Origin of the sequence: Merdimmobilis hominis (assembly GCF_016901855.1) — a bacterium.
Taxonomy (GTDB): domain Bacteria; phylum Bacillota; class Clostridia; order Oscillospirales; family Ruminococcaceae; genus Paludihabitans.
In genome coordinates, this window is record NZ_JACJKY010000005.1 from 62,653 (window position 1) to 85,969 (window position 23,317).

Below are 23,317 nucleotides of genomic sequence, written 5' to 3' on the forward strand. Positions count from 1 at the left end.
TTCTTAAAGCAACACAAAAGCAATAATAAGAAGTACAATAGCGACAAAGCAGAGTACATAATCCTGTATATGGAACCGCATAGATACTGCACAGGTTTTAGGGCGTGGATTATCTATACCACGCGCAGTAATAGCCTGACTTAATTCATCTGCTGTTGTCGAGGCTGATAACATGAGCGGTACATAGATATACTCCAATTTTTGAAAAACACCATGTACATTTCTCAATTTCATCGCATCGCTGATTGCCTGTTGTTCTTCACGCAAAGTAGGGAAGTAGCGCACTGTGATTGCTAACGGTATAATTACAGTCTGAGGTAAATGCCACCTTTGCAATGCGTGCATAAGCAACCGAATAGGTGTCGTCTGAACGAGCAAAGTTGCTAATGTTACGCAGGGAAGCAACTTGCGGAAAGTAATGACAACAATATTCAGCGAAGTTAATATAATTTCCGGGCAAAATGGCAGCAAAAAGTATTTGATTGCAAGTAGGGTTATATATGTAACCGCGCTTTTTAGGGCAGCCTTATAGACGCCACATAACAACAGGAGAATAATTAAAGCTGCCATTACAATTATTTCAGCCCAGACATAGCTATTTGTGAAAACATAAATATTGATCCCCAACAGCAGGAGAATTTTGGTGCGTGGGTCAAGAACCAAAATTCCCTTTTTCATTGTACCCATTAAACGATTCCTGCCTTTTCAAAATGCTTTTTTAACATTTTGCGTCCAATTAAAGTTCCAATAAAACCGCCAACAAAAGCAACCGCCAACATTCCAATAAATGAGCCAACTGAGATCATAGACTGTAGCCCTTCCACATACTCTACACCCATACCCATTTCTTCAATGGATTTCATATAAGATTCTTGAAACAGCCACATAGGTAAAGGAGAACCAATAAAACCAATCGCAGAAAAACCGCCAGCTAATGCAATGCCTTTGAAGGATTTATATCCGAATATTTTTCTTGCAATTTCTCCCAGAATGCCGGCAACAGCAAATGTAACGATAATCACCCATGTGCATTCTCCTGTCGCAAAAAACAGGATACCGCTGATAATTGCAAGAAGGAGAGCAGATCCCATTTTAGGCACTTTTGCCAACAAAAGAGTAAAAAATGCTCCGCCGAACAGACCTGCGATTCCTGGCCAAAGCAACCAAAGAACGGGTGTGATTCCCACAGGAAGCATCACTACCATTGCGATGGCCATATACAATGCTGAAAAAATCCCAATGTTCACTAAGTCTTTGACTTTAAGTTTGTTGTTTTCCATAATACTCTTTATCCTTTCCTTGTGTTTTATAATTTCCAAGAGGACGCTGTCTGCCGTATTTTTACAAACCTACGGTAAATGCCATCCTGTTGAAGCAATGTTTCATGTGTCCCCTGTTGGACAACATGCCCGTTATCCAGAACGATAATCTGGTCGGCATCCTTGATTGTGGAAAGCCGGTGGGCAATGATAATCAGCGTTTTTCCACATGTTAGTTCGTTGATAGCTGTCAACAATGCGTGCTGGTTTTCAGGATCAACACTGGATGTGGCCTCATCCAAAATGATAATAGGAGCATCCTTTAGGATTGCTCTAGCAATAGAAATACGTTGCTTTTCACCACCAGATAGTGTTGAACCGCCTTCACCAATAATTGTCTGATATCCATTTGGTAATTTTTCGATAAATTCATGGCAGCATGCTCGACGTGCCGCTTCAACAACTTCTTCATGCGTGGCAGTAGGTTTTCCAAATTTTATATTGTTTTCTATAGTATCGTGAAACAGGTATACCTTCTGAAACACGATGCTCATCAGTTTCATCAATTCCTCAAACTCTATTTCTTTGATATTTTTGCCACCAATCATAATTTCGCCTTGCTGCACATCCCAAAATCTTGTAATCAAATTACATAGAGTTGTTTTTCCAGAGCCAGACGGTCCTACAATAGCCGTTACTCGATGTTCTGGGATTTTTAATGTAACATTCTGAATGATGGGACGATTTTCATAGCCAAAGGATATATTATGAAGTTCAATATTATAATTCTGTATTCTATCTATGGTGTCATTACCTGACATCTCCGGAATTTCCAATACAGACTCAACTTGACTAAGAGCAGTATCTACAATTCGTAGCAGAGCAATATTAGAGGCAAGTCCATCCATCTGCGAGTAAACAAGAAAAGCTGCGAAAAGGAACATAACACAAATAGGAAATGTCATTTCTTGTCTTACATAGAGCAATGCGGCAATCAATACTACTCCACAGCTCGCCAGTCGAAATATGTATCTGTAAAAGCTGATTGGCCAGACCGCTGTATTTTCCAGACGAATGTCTGCTTCCTGTTTTTTATGGAATGCTTCTTTTACGCTGTTCAAACCATCCCGCCCTGTTCCAAAAAGGCGCATAACCATATTCCCCTGTATAAATTCCAACGTTCTCTCTGTCATCTCTTCCTGAGCCTGAAAACGTACTGGCATTACTTTTTTTGCGTTTTCTTGAACGACACGGAGCAAAAGAATTCCGATTCCAAGACCCGCTAATGTAATAAGCCCTATTCTCCAATTAAAAAGAAGCAATACAAAAGTACAAACCGCAGCATAGATCAGGCTGCCCAAAATGTTTTCTACAACAGACATTGCCGAGGATTCCAAAGCATTCATATCTGTAGTCATTGCCATCTGGATTTCACCGAGGTTCTTTTCGCTGAAATAACCCATCGGCGCTCTCTTTAATTTTTCACCAGCCTCCAAACGCTTTTCATAAAAGACATCGTAGCTGGAACCAGATATATGTTCAGTTATCTGATACTTACAAATAATCTTACCTGTAAGGCCCACAAGTAAAATCGCAGCAGCAACTCCAATTTTCTGTTGGGTAAGGGTATTGATAGAAAAAGAAATATAAAGTATGGCAAATAAGTCCATTGCGGAAAAGAAGGAGTGCAATAGACTGATGATAATTCCTATTGTAACTTTGTGGCGATATTTACCCGCCATAGTCAAAATTCGTTTCATGGTTTCAAGCATTGCAATCACCTCTTTTCCGCTCTGAAGTTAATATTGTCTCGTTCCACAGCCGCTTATAAAGCGCGCAATTTTTTAATAATTCGCTTTGTGTTCCTTCAGCTACAATCTTTCCTTGATCTACAACAACAATCTTATCTGAATTTTCAATCGTTTCCAGACGATGGGCAACTACAATAAGCGTTTTGTCTTTTACCAACTCATTTATAGCTTCTTCAATATACACCTCATTTTCTGGATCGGCATAGGCACTTGCCTCATCCAGAATTACAACATCTGCTGGTTTTAATATTGCGCGGGCTATCGTGATGCGTTGTCTTTCTCCGCCAGAAAGCTTTCCTCCTGCATCTCCTACTAAAGTATCGTATCCATATTCCATTTTGCTGATAAACTCATCACATCTGGCCGCTTTTGCTGCGGCAAGGACTTCCTCATCGGTAGCACAAGGGTTTCCCATTCGAATGTTTTCCTTGATACTGATATTGAAAAGAAAGTTATCCTGTGACACAAAACTAATGTGTTTCATTAACTGGCTTGTTGGAATATTGCGAATATCTTGGCCTCCATAAATGATGTGACCGCTAGTTACATCCCAAAAGCCCGCCATCAATTTTGTTATGGTTGACTTACCTGAACCAGATGGCCCTACTATGGCTGTTTTTCCACCCGCCACAGGGGAAAAGGTTATATCATGTAGTACTTCTTTTTTATCATATCCGAATGAAACATGCTCAAAATGAAAGCCATCATCTGTTAGCAAAACTTCTTTTGATGGCCGCACCAATTCTTGTTCATCAAGAAAATTTCCTACTTGCCGGATACTGGCATCAACAACAGCAAAATTATCAGCATAATACGTTGCTTGAATCAGCGGACCGGCAATTCCAAGGGATAAAATAAGGCATGTAATATAAATAGAAAAACTGATACTTCCTTGCATAAGAAGATACGCTCCAACGGGAATACCTCCCACAAGGGTAGCAGGAATTACTGTTAATCCAAGTGCTGAATATAGCCAGGTATTTTTCCACCAATCCAATGTCGTATCATGGTAATTCTTCACAGCATCAGAGAATTTTTGGAATGATTTCCCTGTTTGGCTGAAAGTCTTGATTACTTCAATTCCATTGACATACTCAACCAAAGAGCTGTCCATGTTGCTACTGGCTTCAATATATCTATCAGATCTATTCTTATAGTCTTTCATTTGCCCCATTAAGAGTAAAAAGCCAATAGGAATCACAATCATACAGGCCAGTGCCATACGCCAGTCCAAAATGAAAAGTAAAATAATAATGCAAAGCGGTGTGAAAACATTTGCTGTAATCTCTGGCAACATGTGAGCTAATGGCTGTTCCAATTTGTCAACAGTATCTACAACCATCGCTTTCAACTTACCTGATGGGGTATCAACCATAACTCCCATAGGAACACGCATCATTTTCTCAGCCAGTTTGCATCGAATATTCCCTAAGATATGATAAGCTACCCTGTGAGCTTTCAAAGAGGAAACCGTATTAAACAACATTTTAAGAGTCTCGCCTAACACAGCAATTCCCACATAGCAAAAGATGCGTTCTGCCGTTAAAGTGTTTTGGACCAATCCCGACAAAATTCCTGCGAGCGCAAAATAGGGTGCCACTCCACACAATACCCCAATCACAGCCAATAGAATAGCTACCAACATTTTGCCTTTACATCCGCTTGTAAAAGAATAAATCCAATACAAGCTACCCTTTACTTTCACAGTCCATCCCTCCTATATAAGCTAATGATTTTAGTTAGCATTAACTAACCCATAAAACAGAAAAATTTTAGGACGATAACGCCCTAAAATTCAGTGCAGTCATTTATTATGTAATTTTCAAAAGCCAAGGACTTCTTTCATACCAGGGTAAAGCATTTTACCGATGAAGTCCAAATGCTTCAATGCCTGTTCTCTTGTATATTCATGTTTAATTGTTTCACAAAGAGCGGTGACAAATGTGGTACACAATATATGAAGTTCATTATCTGTTACTGTTTTATGCGGCAGTCCTCGCTTTTCAAGTACGCCAAACAAATCAATAATTCCTTGCATTTCGATTTCCACAAGACGCTCCTGAAAAGATTCGTAAGATGTACCTTTTGAACAAACAAGTAATAATCGAAAAACATCATAATTGTCATACATGAAGTTAATAGATTCCCTGTTTTTTTCCGTTCTGAACTCGTTAAAATTTTTGAGGAAATCATCGTCACTAAGTCGAGAATATGTTTCTTCCATAGAAACATCGCACATCTTCAAAAAGTCACTCGTGACTGGTTCTACCATTGCAGTAAACATAGCCTCTTTACTTGGAAAATGGCGATATATCCCCGCAGCAGTAATTCCTGCTCGTCTTGCGATATTTTGCATAGACGCTTTCTCATATCCATGCTCCAAAAATTCCTGCTTAATACACGGGAGCAATTTATTATGTGTATCTGTCTTATCTCTTGGCATATAAAAACCTTCCCGTAAGTTAATCTAATTAGCTTACGTCATTCACTATACCACATTGGAGATAAGAATGCAAGAGAGAAGTGTTAGTTTTGGCTCACCGTTTTTATGCCAATCTATAAACAAGAAGCAGCAGAATAATTTCTGCTGCTTCTTGTTTATAAAATTAGTTCATCCAATATAATTTCCTCCGCCTGCGCTTTCAGCGTGTTCATCAATCCCACCCAGCGCATAGGGTCACGGGCTTTCAGTTCCTCGGTGACGCCCGCCGCCTCCATCATGCGGGGCAGTATGGCGTCCATCCGTTCACGCGCTGCCCGGTCAATCTCTAACAGGTGCGGGTACAGCTTTTCGCTCAAAATCAAGCTGCTGTAAAGGCTGGGCCGGTGTTCCTTCAGGTGGCGTTGCCGCATACGGCCATACTTACCGATGGGGACCTCCGGCTGCTCGGAAAGTTTCAGGTCGGGGATGTAGTAATCCCCGCAGCGGGTGTAAGTCAATTCGCTCATGTTCATTCTCCTTTGCACTGTGATGGTTAAATTGCGGCGCTGGCCGATACGGTGGCCTTGCGCGGTTCCTGCCTGGGTAACTGGCTAACGGTGGTAAAAATGCCCTTCTCCATGTCCTCGGCCCGGATCGCGGCCTTTGTCGCATCCACCTGGGCCTTGCGCTTGGCGTTGTAGCGTTCTTCCCATTCCTTCTGCTTGCCGTTTGCCTTGCGGCGCAAGTAGTTCTGGTGAAGCCTGTCCTTGCGCTCCTCCTTCTTCCGCAGTTCTTCCTGTTCCTCCGGGGTCAGGGGAACCGGCTGCAAGGCGGGCGGGATATACCGGCCCACAAAGTTGAAGTAGATTTCAACCTCCTGTGTGGTGTCCTGGCTGCCTTTCCGGGCGCGTTCATGGACAAGGATTTTCTCTACAAACTCGTTGAGCATGGTATTTGTCAGCGTGTCAAAATTCTCGTACTTGTCAATCAGGGCAATAAACTTCTCCGCAGATTTCCGGCTCTGCTCATAGCCGGTAACGGCCTTTTCCAGTTCCGTGATTTCCGTATTGAGGGCGTCCTGCTCTTTGGCGTACTGTGCGTCCAGGGCCTCATACCGGGCGTCCGGCAGCTTACCCAGGGCGTTGTCCTCATAGATTTTGCAAATCAGCTTTTCCAGTTCCCCGGCCCGCTTTTGGGCGGCGGCCAGCCGTTTCCGCTTCTTGGAGATGTCGGCGGTCTGCTGGGCGGCCTGCGTTTCCTGAACGGTGCGGATAAACTCGGCCCGGTCATTCTTGGAATACTCCGCGATGGCCCGGAGCATATCGGCAATCAGGGTCAGAACAGCTTCGGCCTTGATACGGTGCTGTGTAGGGCAAAGGGAGCCGATAGGGTATTTCCCATACTGGCCGCAAGTGTACTGCGGGACGCGCTTGCCGTTGTATGTGCGGTGAACATACATCTTGCCGCCGCAGTCGGCGCAGTACATCAGGCCGGTCAGGGGATGGGCCTCCCCAAAGCCGTCCGGGTAGCGTCTGGCGTTTCCCCGGATACGCTGCACATTGTCAAAGGTTTCCTGGTCGATGATGGCCTCGTGGGTGTTCTCAAAAATCGTCCACTCGCTTTCATCCACATAGTGGCTTTTCTTGTCCTTGAAGTGCTTGCGGGTCTTGAAATTGATGGTGTGGCCTAAATACTCCCGTTTTTTCAGGATTTCAACAACGGTAGAAGCACTCCAACGATAAATATCCGCAAAGGTCTTATTCTTGTTCACTCCCTCGCCATAGCGGGCAAGGTGAACGGCGGGCATTTCGATTTTTTCTTCTGACAACTTGGTTGCGATCTGATAGGGGCCGTAGCCCTCCATCGCAAGTGCGAAAATATGGCGTACCACAGCGGCGGCTTCTTCGTCCACAAGCCAGTGTTCCCGCTTTTCGTCCCACAAATAGCCGTAAATGACAGTGCCAGTCAGGTGCTTGCCGCTCATACCTTTGGATTTGAACACAGAGCGGATTTTCCGGCTGGTGTCGCGGGCGTAAAACTCGTTCATAATGTTGCGGAAAGGGGTAAAATCATCATCGCCTTTCAGACTGTCCACACCGTCATTGATGGCGATCAGCCGGACACCGCGCTGCCGCAAAATCTCCATGACTTGACCGACTTTCAGATAGTCACGCCCCAGGCGGCTCATGTCTTTGATAACAATGGCCTCCACCCGTCCGGCCTCGACTTCCTCCATCATCGCCAGAAAACCAGGACGGTCAAAACGGGTTCCCGATACGCCGTCATCGGTGAAGTGGGTGGGGTTCGGCAGACCGTTCCGGCGGGCAAAGTCCTCTAACATCTTTTTCTGGTTCGATATGGAGTTACTCTCGCCCTGTAACTCATCATCGCGGCTCAAACGCTCATACAGAGGGGTGATTTTCTCGTTTCTCATGGCTGTACCTCCTGAAATGAAAATGCTCTAAGTGACTGCTTCACTAACCATGACAAAAACCATGATTAAGAAGTCACTTAGAGCATACATCTCCCGTCAGCTGACGGGATTTTTTTATAAAACTCAGTTGCCAAGCGATTTTTTCATTACAAAGTTTGTCAAAAGACAGCCTGCGCGTTCCACCTGCTGCGCATGACACAGAATATATCCCCGGTTTGTAAAAAACGGACGGGAAGTAATGGAGGCATGGACTTCGAGCGTTTGAATTCCGGCATTTGCCGCAGCGTCTTCGAGTGCTTGTGCAATTTTTGTGGCAACACCGATTTTTTGATAACACGGATGTACATACAGCCGGTCAAAGTAGGCGTCTTCGATATTCAGATCACCGAACCCGGCGAGAATGTCGCCGTCCCATACGGTGACTGTTGTGTGTGCGGACAGCGATTCCTGCCATCGGTCTTCGTCGATGGTGTCAGGTGCCCACACATTGCACTGTGCCTGCGTATAGTCTGCAAGATTGATGGAATGAACCGTACGGTGAAATAACGTGATAATGGGTGCACAGTCGCTTGAGCGATAAGGGCGGAGGGTGAGCGCATTGGTTTGCGCATGAAGCCGTGCCACCAAGTCGCTGTCTGCGGGGCAGAATGTATAATCACAAAGTTCGTCGCGGGTGACCAAGCGCATGTCATTGTGCTCTAAAAGCTTTGGACGTTCCCGCGTGAATGCAAGATAAAAGCGCAGATGCACGGTGCAGTCGGGATACGTGTGTGTTGCCTCGGCATATTGTTCAAATACGCTGATGGTGATGCCGAGTTCTTCACGGCATTCACGGATTAAACATTCCTCAGGTGTTTCTCCGGGTTCAAGCTTTCCGCCCGGAAACTCCCACAACAGCGCATTCCCTTTATTTTTCGGACGCTGACAAATCAAAATTTCGTTCCCAAAAAATAAAAGTGCCGCCGCAACTTCTACCATATGCAAAACCTCCTTCACAATATTACATTTAGTATAGCACAATTCAATGAAAAACATCAAGAAAAAAAGAACAGACATTTTTAAATGTCTGTTCTTTCTCATATTTGATGCAAAATGAATCACAAAATGTGCCGATTATGCACGTTTCCGATAAGCAAATGCACAAGCTGCTGCTGCGAGAACGAGTGCAGCGCAAATGCCTGCAACTGTCATGTTGCTGTCATTGGTGTCCGGCATTTCGGTCGGAGCAGTGACAGTGATTTCGCAGACTGCAGAAACATCGCCGCAGGTTGCAGTGATGGTTGCTTTGCCGATATCTTTTTCATCGTTTTGTGCATTAAAGATGATCGAGCCGCTGCCCCATTCGTTGACTTTTTTGATTTCGCTGTTTTTGAGGGTGAAGTTTTTGCCCATAACTTCGATGGCTTTGTTCTGCTCCTCTTTGGAGAGAATGTCGATGTTGTCGATGGTGACATTGTCTGCCCAAACGGAGATGAAGTCCTGCGCAGCCCAAGCGCCGTTTTTGCTTTCCACGTCACTTGTTACAGTAACGTCGCCCTCACCGATAATGGTGATTCCCTCTTCATGGATCGGGAAGTACAGTTGCCCTGACCCGGTTCATTCCAAGCTTTGTACTGATCGAGGTGAGCTTATGTCAGGTTGTAGGTGCCTTCTGCCAGTTTCCATGTTTCATTTGCTGTCTGATTGGCGATTGCATCTGCGAGATCATCTGCGTTTGTGATCACTTTGACGTTTTCCGGCTCTTGTGCGAAAGCGGAAACAGTGAACACGGTTGTGAACACAGAGAGCACGAGTACAGCTGCCAAAAGCGTGCTAAGTGCCTTTTTCATTTTTGTCAATCCTTCCCTTTTAAAAGTGTATACATATTATACAAAGAAAAAGAGAGATGTCAACAAAATACAAAAACAAAAATTGGTATGTTTTTACCAAATAGGCGCCGGATAAACGCCTTCTTCTGTTTTTTGTGCGATTGCCGCCACAACGCCGGGTTTATCCTCCGGATAGGTGACACCGTACCATTTATCATGTGTGGAAAGAACGGTTACAGCGGCTTTGTCCTCGTCAATGAGCGCGCTGATGACACCCGGCAAAAAGTATTCGCCTTTGAGCGGATTTTCCGCGAGCGCTTTGTCCAAAAATGATGGGAAGCGTGCGGACAGCTCCGACAAAAATGCGGCAGGGAAGCCCCACAGATTCATCGATACAATCGTGTTTTCGTCAAGCGGGGAGAACGTCACACCGCCGTCTTCCGAAAACGCGATGTCATGCGCACGCTGCTCGATGTGGGTGCGTTCGGTGACGCGCAAAAGCACGTGATCGTCATTCGTTTCGCATACGCCGCGGGACACATAGCCGTTTTCCGTGACGGTGTTTTTTAACAGATAGCCGACCATCGCATACGACTCGCGCGCAGGTGCATCGGCATGTGCGGTCAGATAGTCGTAAATCAGGCGGTATGCTTCCGGACCGTAATAGTCGTCTGCGTTGATGACGGCAAACGGTGCACCGTCAATTTCGTCTTTTGCGCACAGCACAGCGTGTGCAGTACCCCATGGTTTTTTGCGTCCGTCGGGAACGGTGTATCCGTCGGGAAGCTTTGTGATCTCCTGATATGCGTACCGCACATTCATCACGGATTCCATGCGGCGGCCGACCGCTTCTTTAAAAACATCGGCAATCTCCTCTTTAATAATGAACACAACGGTTTCAAAGCCGGCGCGATGTGCGTCATACACAGAGTAATCGAGGATTTTTTCACCGTGTGCACCGACCGGGTCAATCTGTTTTAAACCGCCGTACCGGCTGCCCATTCCGGCAGCCATGACAACCAAAACCGGTTTTTTGCTCATGGATATACGCTCCTTTTTATTTCTCTTTCGGGTATCCGTCCGGATTCTGCTGCTGGAAGTGCCAGCTGTCTGCGCACATTTCGTCGATGCCGTATTCCGCTTCCCACAAAAGCTCACGTTTTGCTTTGGACGGATCGGCATAGCACTGTGCAATGTCGCCGGGACGCCGCGGGTCAATCACATACGGAATCGGTTTTTTGCATGCTTTTTCATAAGCGGCAATCACGTCAAGCACACTGTAGCCCTTTCCGGTGCCCAGATTGCAGATAAACAGTCCCGGATTGGTCATGAGTTTTTTGATTGCCGCAACGTGGCCGCGTGCCAGATCGACTACATGGATATAGTCGCGCACACCGGTGCCGTCGGACGTATTGTAATCATTGCCGAATACATGGACTTTTTCGAGTGTACCGGCTGCAACTTTTGCAATATAGGGAACAAGATTGTTCGGAATGCCGTTTGGATCTTCGCCAATGAGGCCGCTTTTGTGTGCACCGATCGGATTGAAATAGCGCAGCAGTGCCACGTTCAAGGTCTTATCTGCGGCACAGCAGTCGGACAGAATCCGCTCGTTCATTGATTTTGTGGTGCCGTATGGATTGGTGGTTGCACCGACCGGGAATTCTTCGGTAATCGGCACGGAAGCCGGATCGCCGTACACTGTTGCGCTCGATGAGAACACAAAGTTTTTGACACCATGCGCGCGCATTTCGTGGAGCAGACAGAGCGTGGTGGTCAGATTGTTTGTGTAGTATTCAAGCGGTTTTACAACACTTTCACCGACTGCTTTATATGCGGCAAAGTGAATCACCGCGTCAATGTCGCTGTTTTCGTCAAACAGTTTTTTAACGGCTGCACGGTCGCAAAGATCAACATTTACAAAGCGGAAGTCTTTTCCGGTGATTTGTTTTACACGCCGGATCGCTTCCGGACACGAATTATAAAAATTATCTGCAACAATGACATCATAGCCTGCGTCAAGAAGTTCAACACAAGTGTGGCTGCCGATATAGCCGGCGCCGCCGCTCACCAAAATTGCCATGAGAATTCACCCGTTCCTTTCAAAATGCGGTGAAACACACACCGCCAGTTTTCTAAATTGTACCATACTGTTTGCGCTTTCACAACCCTTTTTCAGAAGAATCAGCAGCAGAAGAGGCGTCTGCGTCTTCTTTGATAAAGCGCAGAAACTGGCGTGCCGCCGGACTTTTCTGCTGCTTTTTGTCATAGACGACGTTGATCGTGCGGGAGGGAAGCGGTTCGCTCAAATCAATTTTATAAATGGTATGAGAGTCCTTGTTTTTGTTGTAGATGATGTCCGGAACAAAGCCGATGCCCAAGTTGCTTTCGGCAAGCGGGACGATCATGTCGCTTGATGCCGGTTCGATGTCGACCGAAACAGCCACGTTGTGCGCGGTGAAAATTTCGTCGAAAAAGGTGCGCGTGGTCGTGCCCTGCGCCACACAGATAAACGGATATTCCGCAATTTGCCGCAGGGAAATTGTCTGACCGGCAAGCGGCGCGTACTGACTGCCGCAGATGAGCACATCGGAAAATGACGAAACGGCGCGCTTTTGAAGCGGCTTTTGTACGGTGACAGGCGAGGGAACGATCGCAAAGTCGCACAGCCCGTTTTTGACCGCGCCGATTGCGTCGGAGGTGACTTGGTTCATCAGCTTAAACCGTACGTTCGGAAAATGGGTGTGAAACCGGTCGAGCAGACCGAATAAATAGCAGTGCAGCGCCGTTTCGGTTGTTGCAAGGTAAACAACGCCGTTTTCGAGTGCATCCGTGCCGGAAACGAGCGATTCGCCTTTGAAAAACTGTTCACACCCCGCCGACACATGCGTGTATAAGAGCTTTCCTTCCGGTGTAAGCGTCACGCCGTGGTTGCTGCGGGAAAACAGCCGGCATCCAAGCTGATGCTCAAGCGTGCGGATCGTGTGGCTGACTGCCGGCTGACTGGTGGAGAGCCGGTTTGCCGCACGGGTAAAATTTTTATATTTTGCCGCGTAATAAAATACACGATATGATTCAAAACTAATCATAGACAAGCACCTTTGTCATAAAAAAATAATATACCTATGATATTATCTTATCATTTTACAACATGACGGTCAAGCGGTATAATAAATGCGTAGCCAACAAGAGAAAAGAAAAAAGGAGGAACATCTTCGTGATTCATCCGATTCGTGTAAAAAAACGCGCGGACAGTCCATTTTTAGAATGTGAAAAATGGTGGGTATTTGCGGTGTTGATGGCGGTCGGCGGATTTTACGGAGGGTTTACCTATTCGGTACGCGGCGGCGTGTTTGCAAATGCCCAGACGAGCAATTTCATTTTGCTCTCCATGCACGGCGCAAAAGGCGAGTGGCTTATTGCACTTTCCTATCTTGTCCCGATTTTTTCGTATCTTGCGGGCACGATTTTCTCGGATGCCATCGCAACCCCGATCCGCCGGCTTCGCATCGTCCGGTGGGATACGGTGATGATTTTCATTGAAATGCTGACTGTAATCCTCCTCGGCGTGTTGCCCGAACAAGCACCGGTGCAGATCTCCCAGATCCTCATCACATTCGTCTGCGCCATGCGGTATCACACGTTCAGACAAGCGCAAAAAATCCCGATGGCGACCACCTTCTGCACAAACCACCTCCGTCAGACAGGCGCAGCGCTTTCCGCATGGGTCCGCCACAAGGACCGTGCAAAGCGAACGGTAGCGTTTCGCCATATCGCCATGCTTCTCCTCTTTGCATTGGGCGTATACTTGGCGGCGGTGCTGTGTCAGTTGTTCCTTGGACGCGCGATCTTTTTCGCACTGATTCCCCTGTCCGTTGTATTCGCCCGGCTTTTGTGGGCGGATTTAACCAAGGAACGCAATCAACTCGACCAGATTCCATCTGGACATTAAAATTCAATATACCCGCAGACAGGCAGCCAACCACCGTGGCTGCCTGTCTGCGTTTTTGCGCAATAATTGCAAACTTTTTCGCATGTTTTGCGTGGATTTTTTCGTTTTGTTGTGGTTAAATAGCGGTAACAGTATAAAGCAAAAAGGAAGTGTCCTTTTATGAACCGTGAAGAAATATTGCTGCGCACACTTGCATGGGAATATGCATGTGCCGCAAACAACGAAAAAAATATGCAGGCGAGAACGCTGCACACAGCGGTCAATGACTTGAAAATGATCCGGCCGGTTGTGCTCATTGAGGAAATTCCGTTCCATGAGTTAAACTTTCACGGCTCGCTCACGCTTTTGTGCGAAGATCCTGACCTGCACGGCGCCGAGGATTGGTTCCGCCGTCAGCTCTTTAAGTGGAAGCATTTCCCCGCCGATATGATTCTGCCGCCGTATTTCCCGGTGCAGAAGATCATGCATTCGACCGGCATCGGGATTACAGTCGAGGAACACACCATCGCAACCGAAGCCGAAAACCACATCATCTCGCACGAGTATTTCGATCAGCTTGCAGAGCCGGAGGATTTAGAAAAACTCACACCGCCTGTCATTTCGTATGACAAGGAAGAAACAATGCGGCGGTATGAAAAGCTTGCAAACGTGTTCGGTGACATTCTGCCGGTGCGAGTGGTGGGGCATAGCTCCTATATCACCATGTGGGACGAAATCGCACGTTACCGCGGTGTGACACCGCTTTTGATGGATTTAATCGAGCGTCCGGAGCACAGCCATGCGATTGTGTCAAAGCTTGCCGAATTTGAAAAGAGCAAATCCGCACAGATGGAAGCGCTCGGCCTGTTTGAAATTCAGCCGCTTGAAATTCACTGTACGTCTGCGCTCACAAGCGATCTGCCCGGCGAATATGACGGCGGCATCGTCAAACGCAGTCAGGTCTGGGGCAGAGGTATGGCACAGATTTTCGGTTCGGTGTCGAAAGATATGCACGAGGAATTTGACATCGATTATATGAAAGAGATTATGGAGCCGTTTGGTCTTGTGTATTACGGATGCTGCGAGCCGCTCGACAAGAAGGTCGATATCGTCGAGAAAATTCCGCATCTGCGCAAAATCTCGATTACGCCGTGGGCGGATGTCGACAATGCGGCAGAAGTGATCGGAAAACGCTATGCCATTGCAAACAAACCGAATCCGGCGCTTGTTGCAACCGCAACACTTGACGAAGACGCCGTGCGGCAGACGATCAAACGCACACTCGATGCCTGCAAACGAAACGGATGCAGCGCGGATATCGTCTTAAAGGATATCAGCACCGTTTCGCACAATGTGCAGAATCTGATCCGGTTTGAACAGATCGCCATGGAACTCGTCCGCGGATACTGAGCAAAAAACCCGCAGAAACTTCTGCGGGTTTTCCTATGCATTTTCCTTATTTTACGGGAACAATCGTGTAGTCGCCTGTAACAGCCGGCTTTTCACACGTACCGTCTTTGAACATCCACCCGTTTTCGAGGCGGATGCGTCCGGACATTGCTTCGGGGAAGGTGAGATGGAGCGTAATTGTGTCGCCGTCTCTTTCCCAAGCCGAAACGATCTCACCGGCAGGCGCTGTATGCGCACCGCGTGCGTTGTTAAGCTGCGGAATAAACGACGGCCGGATTTCGGCTTCGTTTACATCCTCAGCATACGGGTTCATGCGGATACCGGCAATCGACTGAATAAACCAGCTGCTGATATCTCCCCAGAAATGGTGATTGTGCGAGGTCAGTGTGCCGCCTTCCGGCTGGAAATCCTCCCAAAGGCTCGTTGCACCGCGTGCAACCCAGTTGCCGTAGGACGGGAAGTCGGTGCGGGTAATCATATGATATGCAAGGTCGCTTCTTCCGAATGCGGTCAGCACATGGAACAGGACACGGCCGCCCAGAATGCCGGTATCCATGTGGCCGTCCTGCTCATCGATGAGCGCGAGCAGCCGGTCGAATGCCGCGGACTGTTCACCCGGCTCGAAGATGCCGTAGAACAGTGCCATCGCCTGCGAGGTCTGGCAGTTTCCTGCCGCCGTCATTGTCGAACGGTCAATGAGCCGTTTGCGCACGGCCGCACGAAGCTTTGCGGACAGTTCTTCTGCGAATTTCTGCTGCAATGGCATATCGAGTGCGTAAAACAGTGCAGCAGATTTGTCGGCAATATCTTTTGCGGTGATTGTGTCAGTCAGTACGAGCGGTGACTTATAATCATCGGCACCGCGTGCAGGCGGGCACCAGTCACCAAGACCGATTGCGATAAGACCATTTTTGTCGGTGCGTGTCGTCAAATAATGCAGATACCGAAGAATCGACGCGGCACTTTCCTTTGCAATGGTGAGATCGCCGCGGTAACGCCATACAAAATATGGCAGGTTTACGAGTACACAGTCCCATGCCGGACCGTTGCCCCATTTAGAGCCCCAGCCGCCGGTCGGTACAATGCCCGGAATCGAGCCGCAGTCCGCCTGTGCTTTGCAGATGTTGCGCGTCCATTCGCGGTAGCTTGTTTCCGGCGAGAGCGTTAAAAGCATGTGCTCACATGAGAGCGCCGCGTCGCCCGTCCAGCCGTTTTTCTCGCGCTGCGGACAGTCGGTCGGGAAGTAGAAGAAGTTTGCAAGGTCACTGCGTCGGCAGAGCGTCATCAGCGTGTTTGCCATCTCGTCCGAGCACGAAAAACTGCCGCGCTCGCTTAAATCCGAGTGCATGACAAGATAGGTAAGAAGCGAGGGCGTTGCCTGTTCTTCGGTGATGCCTGTCACCACAACATAGCGGAAGCCGTGGTATGTAAATGTCGGGGTGTAGGTTTCTTCTTTGCCGCCTTTGCAGGTGTAGATATCGTGGTGCACAAGCGGCCAGTCATGTTCGGTCCATTCGCCGACAAACCAGATGCTCTTTTGGTCAAGCGCACCGTCTACAAGCTCTTCGCCGTAGCGCATGTCGATTTTCTGGCCGGCTTCGCCTTTGACAGTTAAGCGGCAGACACCGGCGCAGTTTTCGCCGAAATCATAGCGGTAGCCGTCGCCCTCTTTGACGATGGAAACAGGTGTCAGTTCGCGGTTTACAATGATCGGATCGGCTTCGCAGATGCGGGCTTCTCCCGATGGCATGGGTGCGGGCAGTGCCGGTGTCCATGCGCTGTCGTCAAAGCCACTGAGATTCCAGCCGGGAATCTCCAGTCTTGCGTCATAGTGTTCGCCGAACCGATAATCATCGAGTACAATCGGCGAGGGTGCTGTGCGGAATTGCTCGTCCGATACAATCGTCTGCACAGTACCTTCACTGTCGGTGTACGAAAGGGCGAAGGAGACCTGCGGTGCAGTGCGGAAATCGGCTTTGTCAAAATCCCAGATGTGGCCGCCTTGATTGTTTGTGAACCCGTTGCCGAGCAGAATACCCACGACATTTTCGCCTTCGCGGAGCGTCACATGGTATTCGTCGTAATAGACAATGTCGTTCGGGTTGCTGATATACGGCGCAAACGCGCCTTTGGTGATGCGTTCACCGTTTAAAAATAACTCATAAAATCCGAGTGCGCCGATTTGCAAGGTGGCTTCTGCGGCCGTGTCGCAGACAAACGAACGCCGCAGATACGGTGCGGGAATCGGGTGCGCAAACGTGCCGTACTGCGCGGATGCGCGGATAAAAGGAGCATGCAGATCCATCGAAAATAACCGCCTCTCTTTTTGTAAAATCAATCGATTGGATGTACGCTCATTTTATAAAAACAAAACAAAAAAATCAATCACCTGACTTGAAATTTTTTCACTTTTTTCGTTGCTTCCTTGCGAAAGATTGCAAGAGAGGACACTTGACAGGAGGAATCAGAATGAAACGAATGTTGCTGGCAGGAGAAGCCATGGGTCTGTTTATTGCAGGGGAGGAGGGCAGTCTTTCGAATGTTTCTCATTTTTCTTCGGCGATTGCCGGCGCGGAGTATAATGTGGCGGTGGGGCTTACACGGCTCGAATATTGCGTATCGTATCTGACAAAAGTGGGCGACGATCCGTTCGGCGAGAAAATCCGAAACGCGCTTACCCTTCAGGGAATCGATACGTCGCTTGTGCAGACGGATGCATCGCACGCCACCGGCTTTATGTTCAAAGGGAAAACCGCGAAAGGCGATCCGGATATCGCATATTTTCGAAAAGGGTCTGCGGCATCCACGCTGTCTGCGGCAGACGTGGATGCGATCGATTTTTCGTCGTTTGACGCGGTGCATGTGACAGGTATTCTTGCAGGAATCTCATCTTCGGCATGCGAAGCGGCGGAAGCTGGATTGTGCCGAAAGCATTCCTGCAAGAGGGTCAGTTTGATAAGATCGAAGCGCTTGCAAGAGAGGCTGTTTGTTTGGCGCAGAAGTATCGCTGAGACAAAAAGTGTGCGGGCGAAAAAACAGAGTGTGCGGCGTGTGCAAAAAAGGTTGTCACTGTTTTTGTCACATGTTGCGGCGGGAAATCGGGACTGTTATACTGAAACCAGAACAAAGAACAAAACACCTTCCGGCATCGGAGGCAGCATAAGGAGGAATATCATATGGCAGTTTCAATCACCGTAAACCCACAGAAGCTCGAAGCAGCTTCCCAGAAAATCAGCGCTGCAGCAGCGGAGTATGAAGCGATCTACCGCAATCTGTTCACCGAGGTGGACAACATGAGCGCGGCTTGGCAGGGTGCAGACAACCTGGCATTCACCAACCAGATCAAAGGCTTCACCGATAACTTCCAGGATATGAAAAAGCTGATGGACCAGTACAGCGAGTTTTTAAGAACAGCTGCACAGGCATACCGTCAGACACAGGAAGACCGCGTTGCACAGGCAAAAACGCTGACAAACTGAGAGGAGGAGTTTCATCATGGCAGTAGAAGGCATTAAAATTTCACTCGGCGAGGTCAGTGCGACCGCCGGTACCATCCGTACACTCAACACAAGCTTAAACGACAAGCTTTTGGAAATCCAGAAGGAAATGAACGATCTGGCTGCTACCTGGCAGAGCCCGGCAGGCGAAACGATCCGCGAGCGGTTCAACAGCCTTGTTCCGGCATTTGAAAACTATAAACAGATCATCGAGTCGTATGCGAAGTTTTTGGATAACACCGTTTCGAGCTATGAATCGACCGAAACCCAGATCCAGAACAACGCAAGCGCATTCAAATAATCAAAAAAAGAAGCAAAGCGCACGCAAACGCGCGTGCTCTTTGAAAAGCGGCTTGCAGAAAGTGCTGCAGGCCGTTTTTCAAAGAGAAAACCGAGAGGAGGAGTGCATAATGGCCGTATACCGCATTCGTGCCAATTTAAGAAAGATGGAATCGACGGCAAAAAAGATCCGTACAGAGGCCGGAACATACCGCAGAAAGGGCAAGGAGCTCATACAGGCAGTTTCTTCCTCGCAGGGCTGGGAGGGCGCAGATGCTGAGGCGTTTCGCCGTCAGCTCGCCGGATTTTCCGATGATCTTGAGAATATGGCAAAGATGATGGAGAGTTATGCCGCATTTTTGACCGAGGCGGCAAACGTTTACCGTACGCTGCAGGACACAGCAGTACAGCAGGCAAAAAACCTGTGGTGGTGAGGAGGGATTTTCATGGATGCAAACGCAAGAGCGCAGCTTTCTTCCATTTTGAGCGACTTGCGGGAGGTTTCCCGGCAGATGAACAACGCGGCGGCACAGCTTCGGGATATGCGGGGAGTCGGCACAGAGCTGTGCGCAGACCGGCTTGAGGTTTTGGCGGATAAATATGATGCCGCACGCCGTCATCTCTCCAATATCGACTGATGCAAAGGAGAAGAAACGTGAAACGAGTGATAGGATTGCTGGCGGGACTGCTGGCAGTAATGATAGGAGTGACAGGGTGTATGAATGCACGGGTTTCGTTTGAACAACAGGCTATTTCATATCTTGAGGAAAAATACGGGACATCGTTTACATGGATTGAGCCGGTCGGCGGCCAGTTTGGAAGCAGTGAAAAGAGCGGCCATGTATCGACACCGGATTTTGCGGGAAAAACGCTTTTTGTGACCGGAACGGCGGGCAAACCGGAAACATTTCGCGATAACTATGCGGCATATCGCTATAATGAACAGGCGTGCACCATCTTAAACGATGCCGCATCAGGTGTAGAGGAAAGCTGGCGGGCATTCTGCGTGCCGGAGGAAATCGGACTTTCAGAAAGCGCCGAAACGGACGCGCTGTCGTATCTGCAAAACGGCGCGTGCATGGTTGATTTGCTCATCGGCGCAGAGGACTATGAAAACACTGCGAAAATCGAGCAGTTTTGCAATGCGCTGAACGAACAGGGCGTCAACGCCAATATCACTGTGTATCTCGTCGATGGTGATGCGCGTGCAAACGCTTCGCGTGAGGAATATCAAAACATGCTCCCCGAACAGCATGCAGGCCGGTTTGTGATGGATGAGCAAGGCGGCTTTGCGGTTTCGAAGTGGAGGTGACGGCGATGACCGACGCACAATATCAAAAGGCGAACATCTGCGCACTGCTCAACGAGATTTTATATCTGGGATTTCCCGGCGCACAGGACGGCGATACGATCGAAGATATCATCAACATGATCGGAAGCAATAATGCGTATGCATCTTATCGAGAGAAACCGGAGTATCAGATTCTCAAAGAAAACATCGATTTGATCGGTGAGTATGAAATCGGCAATCAGAGCAGTAAAATGGACGGATTTAATTCCGGAACATACGCCTGCACGTTTGAGGACCCGGACACGGGGAAAATTTATGTGGTCTACCGGGGAACGGGCGACGGTGAATGGCTTGATAACGGTGCCGGCATGACGCAGATCTCCACACCGCAGCAGGAGGAAGCCGCACGTTATTTTGATTATGTGATGGAACATAACGGCTGGAATGCGTCGGATAACATCACGGTGACCGGCCATTCCAAAGGCGGCAATAAATCGCAGTATGTGACGATGAACGCGGAGTACCGCGACTATATTGACGAGTGCTATTCGCTCGACGGCCAGGGATTTTCGCCCGAAGCCATTGCGGAGATGAAGCGCCGCTACGGTGAAGACGGCTATCGGGAAGCCATTGAAAAAATGTATTCAATCAACGGCGAAAACGATTACGTCAATGTGCTCGGTGAGAAAATCGTTCCCGATGACCATACGTTTTATATCAAAACACCGGCAAAGGACGGCGATTTTGTTGCAGGCCATGATTTAAAATACTTCTTTGCGGTACGCGATGAAAACGGTGACCCGGTATTCGTAGACGGAAAACAGCAGTTTGGCGGAGAGATGAACCCTTCCGCCACCGAGCGCGGACAGCTGTCGCTCACGGCCGAGGAGCTTTCCAAAGCGCTGATGATGCTGCCGCCGGATAAACGGGACGATGTGGCAAAACTGATCATGCAGATCATGGAGAGCAGCGAAGGCGGAAGCATCTCCATTACCGGTGAACAGCTGACAGTCGAAAATGTGATCGGTGCAATCGTAACAGGAACACCGACAATCCTGTTCACGCTCATTACTACACCGGAGGGACGCGATTTTCTGGCTACATACGGCGGAATGCTCCTGGAAGCCGCTTATGAGAAACTGGGTCCTGTCAAAATGATTGGCATTGCCGCGGTTATCATCGTGTTTTCACCGGTGATCATCCGTGTGACTGCAATGGTATATAAAATTTTGACATTCATCGATGTGGTGTTGGATGTGCTTGACCGGTTAAAAGACCTTGCGGAGGACTTAAAGCAGTTCATGCGCCAGGTGTGCAACGATGTCAAAATGGCGTATGAGAGCTTTCTGACCGGCAGAAAAGTCAAAAATCCATCCGCATCCTACCAGCCGGGCAATGAAATTTTACTGAATGTCAGTCAGCTGCGGATGATTGCCGGAAAACTGCGTCAGGTGCAAAACCGCATCATCGCATTGGACAGCGATTTGAACCGGCTGCGGCGGGATCAGGAGTGGTATGAGTTTTTCAATAAAGCCGCCATCGGTGCCATTGACTTTTTATATGTAGGCTATGATTACGATCTGGCAAAGTGCATTTCTTATCTTGATCGTGTAGCCGACATGTTTGAGCAGACCGAACAGAAACTAAACAGCGCCGCACGGCAGTACTGAATGAAAAATCCCGACCAAAACGGTCGGGATTTTGCTGTTTTATGAAAGCTTAGAAAACCGGTCGGCAAGCTGTTTTTCTGTTTCCTCTTTGGAAAAGACGAGTCCGGTTTCTTTTAAGTATTCAAAAAAGTCACACATGGCATAGGCAACGCTCTTTTCTGCAAAGAGCAGGTGCGATGTTCTGTGCAGCGGATGGTGACAGGTGCAAAAGATCTGCTGATTTCCGGCGGCAAAAAAGCCCAGCCGATGGTCAAGCTTGAGCCGCTCCGGTTTTAACAGATAGGGCGTAAACGTCCCGCTTTTTGTGCACATGAGCATCCGCCGGAACAGTTCTTTGCGCATGGCGGGTGAAAGCGGCGAATGCACTTCCTCGGACTGATGAAATGTGCGTCCGGTGGTAAGGAACGATTCGAGTCCGTCCATGGTGAAAAAGGAAATATTCGTTTTGGTGCCTTCCAGCAGGGAAATTTGTTTAAGCTGCCGCTCGAACAGCAAAAGCGGCGAATGAGCAGGGTCGGTGCTGGATGCAATGAGCGGGCGGACGATATCAGACGAAAAAAACAGCTCAAAGCAGGGGGAAGCCTGTATGCAGTAGCTTGTGCCCGGGTGAATGGATGCCCAGTCTGTGGAGAGGGTCTGTTTGCCACTTTGCAAAAACATCGGCGTGCATACATCACGCATCTGCAAAAACAGCGTGTTTTGCAGCGCGGCGCCGTCTTTCCCGCTCAACAGTACAGCGTGCGATTCGTCTCCCGAAAGAAGCATGCACCATGTGTCCGAAACGATCATGAACGGAAACAGTGCGGTGCAGCCGGTTTTGGCAGATACGGCGTCGTGGTAGAAAAACGGGGTATAGCGGCAGGCGCCGAACAAAAACGAAAACACCGTTTGCAGGCAGGAGAGGTTATATTTGTTTTCCTTTTGGTATTGAAGTGCGTGGTCAAAGCAGACGATGTGCTCAATCGAAAGTGCCGGACAGCTTCGTGCAAACTGCAAAAGAACGCCGCATGCACCGTATTCAGGCTGAACCACCGCACGAATGCGCGGCGCGTCCTTGCTGAGTGTTTCCTCCATCAGAATACGCAGGGTGTCAAGAATCGCCGGCTTTTCATAAATCGGCAAAACGTCCGGCCGCACAAATGACGGATCGTTAAACTGTGTGCGCAGCATCGGCGGAGGTGCTAAAGCACTGCCGGCTTCTTCAATCAAACGTTTGACAAGCAGCCGTCTGTAATAGACTGCTTCGCCCATTTTCGAGATCTTATACGACTGGAACAGTGTTTGCTGCTGTGAAGGCGTGAGCATCATGACAGAAGCGAGCTGGTCGAGCACAGCGGGATCGCTTGGAATACGTTCGCCTGTGAGCATTTTTTGGATGAAGCTGCGCTCCACACCGCTCAGCTTTGCGAGTGCGGCAATTTTTAAATTGGATGCGGCGACATATTCCGATAATTTTTCCGAGAAAACAGACATCAAACACCCCTCCTCGCTGTGTCTGCTTTTCC

At 48.4% G+C, this 23,317-nt stretch carries 24 protein-coding genes; 9 read left to right on the top strand and 15 right to left on the bottom strand.

Features of this window, described 5'->3' with window-relative positions; genetic code table 11:
- Positions 1–3: 3 nt before the first annotated feature.
- The 13 genes from H6A12_RS04340 to H6A12_RS04400 form a co-directional block, all read right to left on the bottom strand.
- The gene (locus H6A12_RS04340; RefSeq protein WP_204445174.1) at positions 4–687 is read right to left on the bottom strand and encodes an energy-coupling factor transporter transmembrane component T family protein; all 684 of its coding nucleotides are present in this window, start codon (positions 685–687) and stop codon (positions 4–6) included.
- Complete coding sequence (locus tag H6A12_RS04345) at positions 687–1,280, bottom strand: MptD family putative ECF transporter S component (protein ID WP_087180066.1); 594 nt, start codon at positions 1,278–1,280, stop codon at positions 687–689. Before H6A12_RS04345 ends, H6A12_RS04340 begins: the two co-directional genes overlap by 1 nt.
- A 26-nt stretch (positions 1,281–1,306) precedes the next feature.
- Positions 1,307–3,031: an ABC transporter ATP-binding protein gene (locus tag H6A12_RS04350; RefSeq protein ID WP_204445176.1), complete on the bottom strand. Its 1,725-nt coding sequence runs from the start codon at positions 3,029–3,031 to the stop codon at positions 1,307–1,309.
- Positions 3,024–4,775, bottom strand: a complete 1,752-nt coding sequence (locus tag H6A12_RS04355) for an ABC transporter ATP-binding protein (RefSeq protein ID WP_345941222.1) — start codon at positions 4,773–4,775, stop codon at positions 3,024–3,026. The genes H6A12_RS04350 and H6A12_RS04355 overlap by 8 nt, the downstream gene beginning before the upstream one ends.
- A gap of 117 nt (positions 4,776–4,892) precedes the next feature.
- Positions 4,893–5,513, bottom strand: coding sequence for a TetR/AcrR family transcriptional regulator (locus tag H6A12_RS04360; RefSeq protein WP_087180068.1), 621 nt, complete (start codon positions 5,511–5,513; stop codon positions 4,893–4,895).
- A gap of 155 nt (positions 5,514–5,668) precedes the next feature.
- Positions 5,669–6,019 carry a TnpV protein gene (locus tag H6A12_RS04365; protein WP_204445178.1) on the bottom strand — a complete coding sequence of 117 codons (351 nt, stop codon included), beginning with the start codon at positions 6,017–6,019 and terminating at the stop codon, positions 5,669–5,671.
- Between the two features lie 26 nt (positions 6,020–6,045).
- Positions 6,046–7,926: a recombinase family protein gene (locus tag H6A12_RS04370; protein ID WP_204445180.1), complete on the bottom strand. Its 1,881-nt coding sequence runs from the start codon at positions 7,924–7,926 to the stop codon at positions 6,046–6,048.
- 123 nt (positions 7,927–8,049) lie between these two features.
- Complete coding sequence (locus H6A12_RS04375; RefSeq protein WP_243415293.1) at positions 8,050–8,904, bottom strand: GNAT family N-acetyltransferase; 855 nt, start codon at positions 8,902–8,904, stop codon at positions 8,050–8,052.
- Between the two features lie 135 nt (positions 8,905–9,039).
- Positions 9,040–9,438, bottom strand: coding sequence for a hypothetical protein (locus tag H6A12_RS04380; RefSeq protein ID WP_204445182.1), 399 nt, complete (start codon positions 9,436–9,438; stop codon positions 9,040–9,042).
- A 116-nt stretch (positions 9,439–9,554) separates the two neighbouring features.
- Positions 9,555–9,755, bottom strand: coding sequence for a hypothetical protein (locus H6A12_RS04385; protein WP_204445185.1), 201 nt, complete (start codon positions 9,753–9,755; stop codon positions 9,555–9,557).
- 93 nt (positions 9,756–9,848) lie between these two features.
- On the bottom strand, positions 9,849–10,775 hold the full coding sequence (locus H6A12_RS04390) for a nucleotidyltransferase family protein (RefSeq protein ID WP_204445187.1): 927 nt from the start codon (positions 10,773–10,775) through the stop codon (positions 9,849–9,851).
- Between the two features lie 16 nt (positions 10,776–10,791).
- Positions 10,792–11,817: a UDP-glucose 4-epimerase GalE gene (gene galE, locus H6A12_RS04395; protein WP_204445188.1), complete on the bottom strand. Its 1,026-nt coding sequence runs from the start codon at positions 11,815–11,817 to the stop codon at positions 10,792–10,794.
- Positions 11,818–11,896: 79 nt separating this feature from the next.
- Positions 11,897–12,823, bottom strand: a complete 927-nt coding sequence (locus H6A12_RS04400; protein ID WP_204445189.1) for a LysR family transcriptional regulator — start codon at positions 12,821–12,823, stop codon at positions 11,897–11,899.
- A 128-nt stretch (positions 12,824–12,951) separates the two neighbouring features.
- Between H6A12_RS04400 and H6A12_RS04405 the strand changes: the two genes are divergently transcribed.
- Both H6A12_RS04405 and H6A12_RS04410 read left to right on the top strand, forming a co-directional pair.
- Complete coding sequence (locus H6A12_RS04405; protein ID WP_345941223.1) at positions 12,952–13,686, top strand: YoaK family protein; 735 nt, start codon at positions 12,952–12,954, stop codon at positions 13,684–13,686.
- 159 nt (positions 13,687–13,845) lie between these two features.
- Positions 13,846–15,075 (top strand): hypothetical protein, encoded by a 1,230-nt coding sequence (locus tag H6A12_RS04410; RefSeq protein WP_204445193.1) that lies wholly within the window; start codon positions 13,846–13,848, stop codon positions 15,073–15,075.
- 46 nt (positions 15,076–15,121) lie between these two features.
- On the opposite strand, the gene H6A12_RS04415 is transcribed toward H6A12_RS04410, so the two are convergent.
- The gene (locus H6A12_RS04415) at positions 15,122–17,380 is read right to left on the bottom strand and encodes an alpha-L-rhamnosidase (RefSeq protein ID WP_204445196.1); all 2,259 of its coding nucleotides are present in this window, start codon (positions 17,378–17,380) and stop codon (positions 15,122–15,124) included.
- A 164-nt stretch (positions 17,381–17,544) separates the two neighbouring features.
- On the opposite strand from H6A12_RS04415, the gene H6A12_RS04420 reads away from it, so the two are divergent.
- The 7 genes from H6A12_RS04420 (at position 17,545) to H6A12_RS04450 (ending at position 21,812) form a co-directional block, all read left to right on the top strand.
- Positions 17,545–18,273 (top strand): PfkB family carbohydrate kinase, encoded by a 729-nt coding sequence (locus tag H6A12_RS04420; RefSeq protein WP_204445200.1) that lies wholly within the window; start codon positions 17,545–17,547, stop codon positions 18,271–18,273.
- Entirely contained in the window at positions 18,252–18,554 is a 303-nt protein-coding gene (locus tag H6A12_RS04425; protein ID WP_204445202.1) for a WXG100 family type VII secretion target, read from the top strand. The genes H6A12_RS04420 and H6A12_RS04425 overlap by 22 nt, the downstream gene beginning before the upstream one ends.
- 16 nt (positions 18,555–18,570) lie before the next feature.
- The gene (locus H6A12_RS04430) at positions 18,571–18,873 is read left to right on the top strand and encodes a pore-forming ESAT-6 family protein (protein WP_204445204.1); all 303 of its coding nucleotides are present in this window, start codon (positions 18,571–18,573) and stop codon (positions 18,871–18,873) included.
- 109 nt (positions 18,874–18,982) lie between these two features.
- Positions 18,983–19,285 carry a WXG100 family type VII secretion target gene (locus H6A12_RS04435; protein ID WP_204445206.1) on the top strand — a complete coding sequence of 101 codons (303 nt, stop codon included), beginning with the start codon at positions 18,983–18,985 and terminating at the stop codon, positions 19,283–19,285.
- A gap of 12 nt (positions 19,286–19,297) precedes the next feature.
- A complete protein-coding gene (locus H6A12_RS04440) occupies positions 19,298–19,489 on the top strand; it encodes a hypothetical protein (RefSeq protein ID WP_204445208.1) in 192 nt (63 codons plus the stop codon).
- Positions 19,490–19,506: 17 nt separating this feature from the next.
- Complete coding sequence (locus tag H6A12_RS04445; RefSeq protein ID WP_204445211.1) at positions 19,507–20,163, top strand: hypothetical protein; 657 nt, start codon at positions 19,507–19,509, stop codon at positions 20,161–20,163.
- Between the two features lie 5 nt (positions 20,164–20,168).
- Positions 20,169–21,812, top strand: coding sequence for an Mbeg1-like protein (locus H6A12_RS04450; protein WP_204445213.1), 1,644 nt, complete (start codon positions 20,169–20,171; stop codon positions 21,810–21,812).
- 39 nt (positions 21,813–21,851) lie between these two features.
- Here H6A12_RS04450 and H6A12_RS04455 read toward each other — a convergent pair whose 3' ends face one another.
- Positions 21,852–23,285: a helix-turn-helix domain-containing protein gene (locus H6A12_RS04455; protein WP_204445215.1), complete on the bottom strand. Its 1,434-nt coding sequence runs from the start codon at positions 23,283–23,285 to the stop codon at positions 21,852–21,854.
- Positions 23,286–23,317: the final 32 nt, after the last annotated feature.